Origin of the sequence: Actinophytocola sp., assembly GCF_049647105.1 — a bacterium.
Taxonomy (GTDB): domain Bacteria; phylum Actinomycetota; class Actinomycetes; order Mycobacteriales; family Pseudonocardiaceae; genus Actinophytocola.
Map to the genome: position 1 here is coordinate 1 of NZ_JBARWZ010000274.1, position 12618 is coordinate 12618.

At 71.2% G+C, this 12618-nt stretch carries 4 protein-coding genes and 1 pseudogene; all 5 read right to left on the reverse strand.

From position 1 onward, the window contains the following. Positions 1-38: 38 nt before the first annotated feature. Complete coding sequence (locus tag WBA97_RS32135) at positions 39-1598, reverse strand: succinic semialdehyde dehydrogenase (protein ID WP_424234728.1); 1560 nt, start codon at positions 1596-1598, stop codon at positions 39-41. A 24-nt stretch (positions 1599-1622) separates the two neighbouring features. Further along, complete coding sequence (locus WBA97_RS32140) at positions 1623-3560, reverse strand: beta-ketoacyl synthase N-terminal-like domain-containing protein (RefSeq protein WP_424234729.1); 1938 nt, start codon at positions 3558-3560, stop codon at positions 1623-1625. Continuing rightward, a complete protein-coding gene (locus WBA97_RS32145; protein WP_424234730.1) occupies positions 3557-5980 on the reverse strand; it encodes a beta-ketoacyl synthase N-terminal-like domain-containing protein in 2424 nt (807 codons plus the stop codon). Before WBA97_RS32145 ends, WBA97_RS32140 begins: the two co-directional genes overlap by 4 nt. A gap of 108 nt (positions 5981-6088) precedes the next feature. After that, positions 6089-6856 carry a phosphopantetheine-binding protein gene (locus tag WBA97_RS32150; RefSeq protein WP_424234738.1) on the reverse strand — a complete coding sequence of 256 codons (768 nt, stop codon included), beginning with the start codon at positions 6854-6856 and terminating at the stop codon, positions 6089-6091. Between the two features lie 69 nt (positions 6857-6925). Further along, positions 6926-12592: pseudogene (locus WBA97_RS32155) on the reverse strand (SDR family NAD(P)-dependent oxidoreductase); the annotation flags it as partial. Positions 12593-12618: the final 26 nt, after the last annotated feature.

Here is a 12618-nt window from a genome sequence, read left to right on the forward strand (position 1 = left end):
GCGCACAGCCGCCCGGCCCCCACTAGCAGCTCTACATTTTACTTCAGGCGCAGGGCCTTCATGATCTGGTAGATCCGGGTGTTCTGGTTGGCCAACTGCTCGTGGGTGACGCCGGGCTTGGGGTCGAAGGAGATCCCGCGCTGGCTGGCGACGATCTGCACGTCACACAGGGACAGCAGTCCCTGCTCCCCGTGCCGCCGTCCGTAGCCGGACGCCTTGCGCCCACCCATGGGTGCGTCGTAGGAGATGTGCGTGGACACATATCCCTCGTTGATGTTCACCGCGCCGGACTTGATCTGCGCGGCGAGCCGGTGTGCCCTGGACAGGTCCTTGGTCCAGATCGAGGCGTTCAGGCCGTACTCGGTGGCGTTGGCAAGGCGCAGCGCCTCGTCCTCGTCGGAGAACGAGTACACCGACACCACGGGACCGAAGGTCTCCTCGGTGGCGATCGCGCAGGCCGGAGTGACGCCGGAAAGCACGGTGGGCTCGTAGAAGTACGGACCGAGATCCGGCCGGGCCTTGCCACCGACCTCGACGACGGCGCCGTTGGCGACCGCGTCGTCGACGTGCCGCACGACCTTGTCGAACTGCCGCTGATGCGACAGCGAACCGAGGTCGTACTCGAAGTCGAACCCGGAACCGAGCTTCAGTCCACGGGTGTGCGCGACGAGCTTCTCCACGAACGACTCGTACACCGAGGCGTGCACGTAGATCCGCTCGGAGCACAGGCACATCTGCCCACCGCTGACATACCCGGAACGGGCAGCGGCCGGCACGACCTTGTCCAGGTCGGCGTCGGGGAACACCAGCATCGGGTTCTTGCCGCCGAGCTGCATCGTCGCACCGATCAGCCGCCGGGCGGCGGCCTCGGCGATCTGCTGGCCCGCGGCGTTGCCACCGGTGAAGCACACGTGGTCGGCACCGTCGATCAGGGCCTGCCCGATCTCCGAGGGGTCACCGACGACGATCTGCCACAACCCGGCGGGCAGGCCGGCCTTGATCAGCAGCTCACGCGCGAGCAGCGGAGCGAGCGCGGTCTGGGTGTCGGGCTTGAACACGACACCGTTGCCTGCGATCAAAGCCGGGATGACATCACAGATCCCGTCCGAGATCGGGTAGTTGAACGGCGCGATGACCGAGACGACACCCTTGGGGTGCCGCAGCTCCGTCACCCGGGTGGCGAACGGGATGCCACCCTTGCGGCGACGAGGTTCGAGGTAGGCCTGCGCGTTCCTGGCGTAGTACAACGCCATCCCGGCGACGTCGATGGTCTCCTCGAACGCGGTGAACCGGGCCTTGCCGGTCTGCGCCTGGATGAGGTCCATCAACTTCTTGTTGTGCAGTACCAGCTTGTAGTACCGCATGAACACCTTCGCCCGCTGAGCGGGCGTGGTGGCGGCCCAGCGAGCCTGCGCACCACGAGCCTTGGCGAACGCGGCCGCGACGTCGGCCGGAGTCGACGTGGCCACGTCGACCAGCGGCTCGCCGGTCCACGGCGCGTACGCCGTCACGGTCGGCCCGCTGCCCGTGAGCTGGCCGGCGAGCTGCCGGGTCAGCCCCTCGGGAAGCAAGGGCTTCCGGCTGATGGAGATAGTCACGTGTCCATTCCTTCCGGTGCGAGATCAGATCGCTCGGCCGCCAGCCGCATCCGTCGGCGGGTCTATCCAGTGACGGGCGCGCTGAAAGCTGTACTTCGGCACGGAGACCTTCCTCGGGCTCCGTCCCTCGTGGTACGCGTGCCAGTCGATGTCCGCACCGGCAAGCCACAGCTGGGCCAGCGCGTCGGCGGCTCCGGTCTCCGGCAGGGTCACGACCACGTGGTCGTCCGTCGGCGCCCCGGCGGGACGCACACCCCAATGCTCCAGCAGCCTGCCCAGTGCGCGCCCATGGTCCAGGCACTCGTCGAACGCATCCCGGTAGACCGGTTCGGTCCGGTACAGCCCGTCGTCCGCCACTGGGGCGTCGCCGGTGTACTCGAACGCGACGGGACGGCCGAGGTAGGCGTCGTGGCGGCGCAGCACCCGCGTGGCCGCGACCTCCGCCGGAGTGGCCGCCACCAGCGCGCGGCGATGCGCGAACACCCGACGCCCGGTCTGCAACGTGAACGCCACGTCCGCGAGGTCAACCTCGGACGACCCGAGCAGCTCGACGAGCCGTGCACCGGTCGCGTCCGCCGCGGCCTCGGTCCGGCCCGACCACACCAGCACCTGCTGCTCCCTGCGCGGCAGGCGGGCGGCACGGGGCAGTGATGGCGCCTCCTCGACCACGACGTGCGCGTTCGCGCCACCGAGGCCGAACGCGCTCACCCCGGCCCGCCGTGGCCGCTCACCGCGCGGCCACGGCCGCGGTTCCGTGACGACCTCGATGCGGCCCTCGGAACGCGCGAGCTGCGCGTTGGGCCGGGTGTGGTTGATGGTCGGCGGGATCTCCTCGTGCGTCAGCGCGAGCGCGGTCTTGATCAGGCCGGTGACACCCGCCGCCCGGTCGAGGTGGCCGAGGTTCGGCTTCACGGAACCGATCGCGAGGCGCGTGTCCCGGAACACCTGCTGCAGCGCGGAGACCTCGATCGTGTCGCCGAGCGCGGTGCCGGTGCCGTGTGCCTCCAGGTAGTCGAGGTCGCCCGGTTCGAGCCCGGCCGCGGCCAGTGCCTCGGCCACGACCCCGGCCTGCCCCTGCACACCGGGCGCGACCCACGCGGCCTTGGCCGCGCCGTCGTGGTTGACCGCCCAGCCCCGGATCACGCCGTACACGCGGTCGCCGTCGGCGACCGCGTCGGCGAGCCTGCGCAGGACGACGACCCCGAGCCCGTTGCCGGTGCCGTGCGGGGTGCCCTCCCCCGCCTCGTCGAACGCGCGGCACCGGCCGTCTGGCGACGACGTGCCGCCCGGCTCGTACCGGTAGCCGACGCGGTGCGGCAACTCGACCGCGACCCCGCCCGCGAGCGCGGCGTCGCATTCCCCGGTCATGAGGCTGGTGCAGGCCACGGACACCGCGACGAGCGAGGTCGCGCAGTACGCCTGCACACCGAGGCTCGGCCCGGTCAGCCCGAGCGTGTGCGACACGCGGCTGGTGAGCGAGTCCTTGTCGTTGCACAGCCCGATCGCGAGCTTCCCGGCGCCGGCGACCAGTTCCTTGTGCCGGATCAGGTTGTAGATCATGTACGTGCTCATCTGGCTGCCCGCGAACACGCCGACCAGGCCGGGAGGCCGGTCCGGGTCGATGCCGGCGTCCTCCAGCGCGTGCCACGCGTTCTCGAGGAACAGCCGCTGCTGCGGGTCCATCAACGCGGCCTCGTGCGGGGGGTAGCCGAAGAAGCCCGCGTCGAACAGCTCGATGTCGTCGAGCACCGCGGCCGCAGGGACGTAGGCGGGGTCGGCGATCAGCTCCGGGTCCTCACCGGCGGCGAGGAGCTCCTCCTGGCTGAACCACGTGACGCATTCCTTGCCGTCGCGGAGGTTCCGCCACAGCTCGTCGACGTCGCGGCTGCCGGGGAACTGCCCGGCCATGCCGACGATCGCGATGTCGGTCCCGGAGTCGAGCGGGGCACGCTCCTCGGTCATGCGGCACCCTTCCTGCCCTGCGCGATGGCCCTCCTGCGCGCACCCCGCGCCGCCTGGACGTCCACCACGGACGGCGATGCCGGTGCCGAGGAATCGGTGGTGCCGGTGGTGAGGGAGTCGAGCAGTTCGGCGAACTGCGCGGCGGTCGGCCGTTCGAACAGGCTCGCCGCGGACAGCTCCACGTCGAAGTCCTTGGCCAGCTTGGTCACCACGGCGACACCGATCATCGACGTGCCACCAAGCTCGAAGAACGGGTCGTTGACCCCGATCGCCTCGATGCCGAGGTTTTCCTGCCAGACCTGGGTGACCACGCGCTCGGTCGGGGTGCGGGCGGGCAGGAACGGGGTGCGCAGGTCCGGCCGGGGGAACCGCTCCACGACGACGCCCGGCACCTCCTGCGTGAGCGGTGTCGGCGTGTGGTTCGGCCAGAACCTGGTGCGCTGGAACGGATAGGTCGGCAGGTCGGCGAACCGCCCTGCCCCGGCCCAGTCGACCGGCACACCCAGCTCCCACAGGCGGCCGAGCGCGGCCAGCCATTCCGGCCTGCCGAGCTTGCCGTCGGCACGCAGCGCGACGTCACCGGCGCCGGGATCGATCGCGAGGCGCACGTCCGCCTTTCCGGCGGAGACATGCACCCCGGCCGCGCTCAGCAGTGCGCCAAGGGCGGCGACCGGGTCGCCGGCCCCGTCGAACTCGGGCACGGCGGCGGCCAGGTCGGCGGCCCAGTCGGTGCTGCCGTCCGCCACCAGGCCGACGGTCTGCTTGCTCGGCGGGGTCTGGGTGCCGGTGATCTCGCCACGCAGCCGGGTCACCGCGTCCTCGATGTCCCGGCAGACGAGTGCCCTGCGCACCCGCAACGCGGACCGTCCCTTCTGGACGGTGTGCGCCACGTCGGCCAGCGCGAGGTCCGGTGTGGACTCGAGGTGGTCCGCGAGCGCGGTGGCCACCGAGGCCAGGCCCGCATCGCTCGCGGCGGACAGCGTGAGCAGCTGCCACTCCTGTGCCCGCGAGGGCTCGGCCACCTCGGCGGGCGCCTGTTCCACGATCACGTGCGCGTTGGTGCCGGACCAGCCGAAGGCACTCACCCCGGCCCGGCGGGGCGCGCCGGGGGCGCTGCGCATCGGCTGGTTGCCCTGCGCGGGCCGCACCGGGCCATCGGTTGTGACCACGGGGTTCGGCTTGTCGAGGTGCAGGTTCCCCGGCACGTCGCCGTGTTTGACCGCCTGCACCGTCTTGATCAGGCTCGCCATCCCGGACGACGCGACGAGGTGCCCGATGTTGGACTTCACGGCGCCGATGAGCAGCGGGCGATCGACGGCCCGGTCACCGAACACCTCGAGCAGCGCGCCGAACTCGATGGCGTCGCCGAGCGCGCTCCCGGTGCCCTGCGCCTCCAGGAAGTCCAGGTCGTCCGGCCGCAGGCCCGCGTTGGCGAGTGCCGAACGCAGCACCGCGATCTGTGCCTGCTTGTTCGGCGCGGTCAGGCCGTTGCTGCGGCCGTCCGAGTTCACCGCGGAACCGCGGAGCAGCGCGTGCACCCGGTGCTCGCCCGCGTCCGACGCCCTGGTGAGGATCACCGCGCCGCCGCCTTCGCCGAGCGTGTAGCCGTTGCCCGCCTCGTCGAAGACCTTGGCCTTGCCGTCCGGGGCGAGCATGCCCATCTTCGAGAACTGGACGAACAACACCGGATGGACCATCGCCGAGCTGGAGCAGACGATCGCGTGGTCGATCTCGCCTCGGCGCAGGCTGGCCATCGCGAGGTCGAGTGCGACCAGCGACGACGAGCACGCGGTGTCGAGGGTCATGACCGGACCGTGCAGGTCGAACTGGTAGGCGAGACGGCCTGCCGCGGCGCTCGGCGAACCGCCAAGGGTGAGGTACGGGTCGTCGTTGCCCTGTAGGCCTTCGGCCTCTGCCTCCAGTTGCAGGTACTGCCGGGAGTCGACCAGGCCGAGGAACACCCCGGTCTTCGTGCCACGCAGGCGTTCTGTCGTGATCCCAGCGTCCTCGATGGCCTCCCAGACCAGCTCGAACAGCATCCGGTGCTGCGGGTCGATGCGCAGCGCCTCCTGCGGCGAGATGCCGAAGAACGCCGCGTCCCAGCCCGCGATGTCGGGCAGGAACCCGCCCTGCTGCGTGTACGCCTTGCCGGACGCGGTCGGATCCGGGTCGAAGTAGTCCTCGGCGTGCCACCGGTCGGCGGGCGCCTCGGTCATCGCGTCGACACCGTCGCGGAGTGCCTGCCAGAACCGGTCGGGGGTGTCGCCCCCGCCCGGCATCCGGCAGGCCATCCCGACCACGGCGATGGGCTCCGCGGCCGCGGCTTCCACCGCGGCCAGCCGCTCCTTGGCCTCGACCAGGTCACCGGTGACCCGCTTGAGGTACTCGACCAGCTTCTCTTCCCGGGTCTGATCGGTCACTGTCCCGCCTCCCTGGACGGGGCACTGGTGTTGCCGGGGACCGAAGGCACGGCTTGGTCACGTTCCCCTGAGCGGTTGTGGTGCAGTCGGCCTGGGTCCCCAGTCATGTCAGCTCGCCTTTCCCAACTCGGAGTCGATGAGGTCGAACAGGTCATCGGCCGACGATGCGGTGGAGAGCCGCGCCTTGAGCCCGTCGGTCTGCTGTGGCTGCAGTGCCTGCCACGCGGCGACCAGTTCGTGCAGCGCCGCGTCGACCCTGGCACGCACGTCCTCGTCGTCGACCGGCACCCCGGACAGCGCCTCGGCCACCCGGCCGAGATCCGCGAGCACCGGCACCGGCGCGGCCACGTCGCCGCTGACCAGCTCGTCGCGGAGCTGCTCGGCGAGCACGACCGGTGTCGGGTAGTCGAAGACCAGCGTTGGCGCCAGCTTCAGGCCGGTGATCCCGTTGACGCGGTTACGCAGCTCGACCGCGGTGAGCGAGTCGAACCCGATCTCCTTGAACGGCCGCTCCGGCTCGATCGTGTCCGGGTCGGCGACGCCGAGCACGGCGGCCACCTGGGTGCGGACCAGGTCGAGCAGCATCCGCTCCCGTTCCGCGACCGGCATCACGGCCAGCCGCTCGACCAGCGTGTTGTCCCTGGCGATGCCCGCGGCCGCGACCCGGCGCCCGTTGCCACCCGCGAGTGCGCGGAACAGCGGCGGCACCACGCCACCCCTGCGCAGCGCGCCCGAGGCGAACGCGACACCGAGCAGGATCGCGTGGTCACCTTCGACCGCGTGGTCGAACATGGTCATGCCCTGTCCGAGCTCGATCGGCTCCATGCCGCTGCGGGCCATGCGGGCGAGGTCGGCCTCGTCGAGGTGCCCGGTCATACCGGACTTCTCGGCCCACACGCCCCACGCCACCGACGTGGCGGGCAGGCCCTGGTCCTTGCGGTGCAGTGCCAGCGCGTCCAGGAACGAGTTCGCGGCCGCGTAGTTGGACTGGCCCGGCCCGCCGAGGATGCCTGCCGCGGACGAGAACAGCACGAACGCGGACAGGTCAAGGTCCTTCGTCAGCTCGTGCAGGTTCCACGCCGCGTCCACCTTGGGCCGCATGACCTTCGCGAGCGTGTCGGTGTCCTGCGACGCGAGCACGCCGTCGGACAGCACACCAGCGGTGTGGATCACCGACGTCAGCGGGTGCTCGGCCGGGATCGACCCGAGCAGCGCGGAGAGCGCGTCCCGGTCGGCGGCGTCGCACGCCTCGACGCGGACGTCCGCACCCAGCCCGGTCAGCTCCGCACGCAGCTCCTCCGCACCGTCCGCGGCGAGACCGCGGCGGCTGGTGAGGATCAGGTTGGTGATGCCGTGCTCGGTGATCAGGTGCCGGGCGACAGCGGCGCCGAGGGTGCCGGTGCCGCCGGTGATCAGCGCGGTGCCGTCCCGGTCTGCCGCGCGCGGCACGGTGATGACGACCTTGCCGATCTGCTTGGCCTGGCTGAAGAACTGGAACGACTCCTGCGCACGCCGCACGTCCCACGCGGTGAACGGCAGCGGCGAGATCTCGCCCTTCGCCGCCAGGTCCGCGACCGCCGACCATCCCGGCGCGATGACCGCGATCGGCGCGCCGAACAACTCGAACGGCTGGTAGCGAATGTGCGGGTGGGCCTTCGCCACGTCCTCCGGGTCACGCAGGTCCGCGATGCCCATCTCCAGGAACCGCCCGCCATCACGCAGCAGCCGGAACGAGGACTCGATGAACTCACCGGTCAGCGAGTTCAGGACGAGGTCGACACCCTCACCGTTCGTCGTGGCGCGGAAGTGCTCCTCGAACTCCGTCGTGCGCGAGTCGCCGATGTGGTCGTCGTCGAGGCCGAGAGCACGCAGGGTGTCCCACTTGCCCTTGCTGGCGGTGCCGAACACCTCGACACCACGTGCCTGCGCCAGCTGGATCGCGGCCAGGCCAACGCCGCCCGCCGCGGAGTGGATGAGCAGCCGCTCGCCCGCCTTCATCTCGGCGAGGTTGAGCAGGCCGTGGTAGGCGGTGGTGAACACCAGCGGGATCGACGCGCCCTCCGCGAAGCTCCAGCTCTCCGGCAGCGGCGCCAGCATCTCCTGGTCGGTGACCGTGACCGGGCCGATGGAGCCGGGGAACATGCCCATCACGCGGTCGCCGGGCTTCATGCCGGTCACCGCGCTGCCGACCGCCATGACGATGCCCGCGCCCTCCTGACCGAGGCCGTTGTGCATGGGCGCGAGGCCCAGCACGTTGAACACGTCACGGAAGTTCAGCGCACACGCGCGGATCGAGACCCGCACCTTGGTGGGCTCCAGCTCACCGTCGAACCGGTCGTCGACCACCAGCTCCAGGTCGGAGATGGTGCGGCCGGTGGTGTGCAGCCGCCACACGTCGGTGTCCGGCGCGGCGAGACCCGGGGTGCGCCTGCCAAGGCGCGGCACCAGCACGGTGCCGGCCCGCACGGCCGCCTGGTCCTCGCCGGTGGCGAGTGCTGAGGCCACCGCGTCGGCGGTGGTGTCCTTGTGACCGAGGTCGACGAGCACGAACCGCTCTGGGTTCTCGGTCTGGGCGCTGCGGAGCAGGCCCCACAGTGCGGAGGACGCCAGGTCGCGGACCTTCTCGCCGCCGTTCACCGCGACCGCGTGGCTGGTCAGCACGACCAGCTTCGACTCGGCGAACCGATCGTCGGCGAGCCACGCCTGCAACGCACCGAGCACCCGCAGGGTCTCGGCGTGGACCACGTCCGGCAGGTCGGCGGCCGAGGTGTCACCGGCGGCCGCGGGCAGCAGGACCACCTCCGGCACCGCGGCGCCGCCCTCGATCGCGGCGGTGAGCGCGGCGACGTCGGCGTACCAGTCGAGGTCGAACGGCTGCTCGTCCGCGCCAAGCACGGCCCAGCTCCCGGTCGAGACCGGCTCGTCCGCCGTCTCCTCTGGGGCCGCCCAGTCCACCGTGAACAGTGGCTCGTCGTTGCCGCCCTTGCGCATCGCGGCGAGCTGCTCGTCGGAGATCGGCCGCAGCAGCAGCGACTCGATCTTCGCGACGGGCGCGCCGTTCTGGTCGAGCAGGTCGATCCTGACCGTGTCCTCGCCGACCAGCGCCGCACGCACCCGCAGCGTCCTGGCGCCCGGCGCGTACAGCGAGACACCGGTCCAGTGGAACGGCACGTGCCCGGTGCCGTCCAGCAGCTCACCCGCGCCGGTGGCGTGCAGTGCCGCGTCGAGCAGCGCGGGGTGCAGCCCGTAGGCCGTGGCCTCGTCGCGCTGCTTGCCCGACAGCGAGACCTCACCGAGCACCTCGTCGCCGTTGCGCCACGCGGCACGCAGGCCCTGGAACGCGGGGCCGTACTCGTAGCCGGACTCGGCGAGGCTCGGGTACAGGTCGGTCACGTCGATCTCGACGGAACCGGGTGGTGGCCAGGAGGCGAACGACGGCACCAGCGCGGGCACCTGGTTGGACAGGGTGCCCGCGGCGTGCCGGGTCCACTCCCCGCCCTCCGCGCTGTCCTCGGGGCCCGCGTCCACGTCGGGTCGCGAGTGGACGGTCACCGAACGGATCCCGTCCTCGTTCGGCGAGGACACGTTGATCTGCAGCTGCGTCGCCTGGCCCTCGGTGAGCACGAGCGGGTTCTCGATGACCAGCTCGTCGAGCTGGGTGGCACCCGTGACGGCACCCGCCTTGAGCGCGAGCTCGACGAACAGTGAGCCGGGAGCGAGGGCAGCGCCCTGCACCGCGTGGTCGGCGAGCCACGTGTGGGTCGAGAGGCTGATCCGGCCGGTCAGCACGAAGCTGTCACTGTCCACCGGCGCCACGACAGCGCCGAGGACCGGGTGCTTCGCGGGGTTGAGACCCGCGGAGCGGATGTTGCCGCCGGTACCGCTGGGGATGATCCAGTAGTGCTTGTGGTCGAACGCGTAGGTCGGCAGGTCGACGATCTCCGCGTCGCTGCCCGCGTACGGGGCGGCCCGGTCGACGGCGGCACCGCGTGCCCACAGGGTGGCGACGGCGGTCAGCACGGCCTGCTGCTCGGGACGGTCCTTGCGCAGCGCGGGCACGAACGCCAGCTTGTCCGATGTGGACTCGTCGACGCACTCCTGCGCCATGCCGGTCAGCACACCGGCCGGGCCGATCTCGACGAACGTGGTGACCCCGGCGTCGGCCAGCGTCCGCACGCCGTCGCAGAACCGGACCGCGCCGCGGACGTGCTCGACCCAGTAGTCCGGGGACGCGAGCTGCTCAGCGGTGGCGATGCGCCCGGTCACGTTGGACACCACCGGGATGGCGGGTGCGTGGTAGGAGACCCCGGCCGTGATCGTGCGGAACTCCGGCAGCATCGGGTCCATCAGCGCCGAGTGGAACGCGTGGCTGACGGTCAGCCGCTTGACGCGCCTGCCCAGCTCCTCGAAGTGGGCACCCACCGCGAGCGCGGCCGTCTCGTCACCGGAGATCACGACCGAGGACGGTCCGTTGATCGCCGCGATGCCGACCGCGTCGGTGAGGTGCGGGGTGATCTCGTCCTCGGTCGCCTGGATCGCGATCATCGCGCCACCCGACGGCAGCGCCTGCATCAGCGAGGCCCTTGCGGCGACGACCACGCAGGCCTCGGCCAGGGTCAGCACACCGGCCACGTGGGCGGCCGCCAATTCGCCGATCGAGTGCCCTGCGACGAAGTCCGGGGTCACGCCCCACGACTCGAGCAGCCGGAACAACGCGACCTCGACCGCGAACAACGCGGGCTGGGTGTACCGGGTCTCGTCGAGCTCGTCGCCGTCGGCGATCACGTCGCGGATCGGCCGGGACAGCAACGGGTCAAGGTGCTCGCTCACCTCGTCGAACGCGGCGGCGAACACCGGGTACCGCGCGTACAGCTCGGTGCCCATGCCCGCGCGCTGCGCGCCCTGGCCGGTGAACAGGAACGCCACCTTGCCGTTGCCCGCCGTGCCCTGGACGCCGCCGACACCGGACTGGAGCGCGTCCAGCCCGGCGAGCAGGTCCTCGCGGGTGGTCCCGACCACGACCGCGCGCTGGTCGTACACGCCGCGGGTGCTGACGAGCGAGATGCCGACGTCGGCGGGCCGCAGCCGCTCGTCACTGGCCACATAGGACCGGAGGCGTTCCGCCTGTCCCCGCAGGGACTCCGCGGTCTTCGCGGACAGCGTCCACGCCACCGGGCCCTCGTAGGGCGTGCCGGCCGCGTCGGCGTCGTCCTTCGGCGCCTCCTCGATGATCAGGTGCGCGTTGGTGCCGCTGATCCCGAACGAGGACACCCCGGCGCGACGCGGCGTGTCACCGGTCGGCCACGGCTGCTCCTCGGTCAGCAGCCGGACGGTGCCCGCCGACCAGTCGACCTCGGGGGTCGGCTCGTCGACGTGCAGCGTCGCTGGCAGTTGCTCGTGCTGCAGCGCGAGCACCATCTTGATCAGCCCTGCCACACCGGCGCCCGCCTGGGCGTGGCTGATGTTGGACTTGACGGAACCGAGCCACAGCGGGCGTTCCGGCGAGTGCGACGAGCCGTAGCTCGCCATCATGGCCTGCGCCTCGATCGGGTCACCGATGGACGTGGCGGTGCCGTGTGCCTCCACCGCGTCCACGTCGGCGGGCCGCAGGCCTGCGTCGGCGAGCGCGTCGGCGATGACCCGCTGCTGCGCGGGCCCGTTCGGCGCGGTGATGCCGTTGGAGGCACCGTCCTGGTTGACCGCGGACCCTCGGATGACGGCGAGGATGCGCCTGCCGTTGCGCTGCGCGTCGGACAACCGTTCGAGCAGAACGACACCGACACCCTCACCCCAGCCGGTGCCCTCGGCGCCCTTCGCGAACGAACGGCACACCCCGTCCGGGGAAAGGCCGCCCTGCTGGGAGAACTCGATGAAGCTGAACGGCTGCCCCAACACGGTCACGCCGCCGGCGAGCGCGAGCGAGCACTCCCGGTCGCGCAGGGCCTGCGTGGCGAGGTGGACCGCGGACAGCGACGACGAGCACGCGGAGTCCAGCACGATGGAGCTGCCCTCGAGCCCGAGCGTGTAGGACACGCGGCCGGACAGGATGCTGCCGGTGGTGCCGGTGACGAGGAAGCCCGACAGTTGGTCGGGCATGTCGAAGTAGTCGCCGATGTAGTCGTGGTACATGCAGCCCGCGTAGACCGAGGTCTTCGAGCCGCGCAGCGCCGACGGGTCGATGCGCGCGTTCTCGATGGCCTCCCACGAGGTCTCCAGCAGCAGTCGCTGCTGCGGGTCCATCGCAAGGGCCTCACGTGGGCTGATGCCGAAGAACTCCGGGTCGAAGTTGCCCGCGTTCTGCAGGAATCCGCCGCGGTTGACGTAGGTCTTGCGCTTCAGACCGGGGGTCGGATCGTACACGCGCTCGATGTCCCAGCCGCGGTCGGTCGGGAACTCGCTCACACCGGTGCGCTTTTCGGTCAGCAGGCCCCACAGTTCCTCGGGCGAGGTGACGCCGCCAGGTAACCGGCAGCCCATGCCGACTATGGCGATCGGCTCCCGCGCGTCACTGACCAGCCGCTGGTTCTCCTTCCGGAGACGGTCGTTCTCCCTGATCGACTCACGCAGAGCTTCGACGAGCTGTTCAGCGGAAGTATTCATATTCATCTCCAGTAGAACCGGCGGACGGCGTCCATGCT

Excerpts from the sequence above, each read along its gene's own strand:
- WBA97_RS32140 (WP_424234729.1), bottom strand. The coding sequence starts at position 3,560 with ATGACCGAGGAGCGTGCCCCGCTCGACTCCGGGACCGACATCGCGATC.
- WBA97_RS32150 (WP_424234738.1), bottom strand. The coding sequence starts at position 6,856 with ATGACCGGGCACCTCGACGAGGCCGACCTCGCCCGCATGGCCCGCAGC.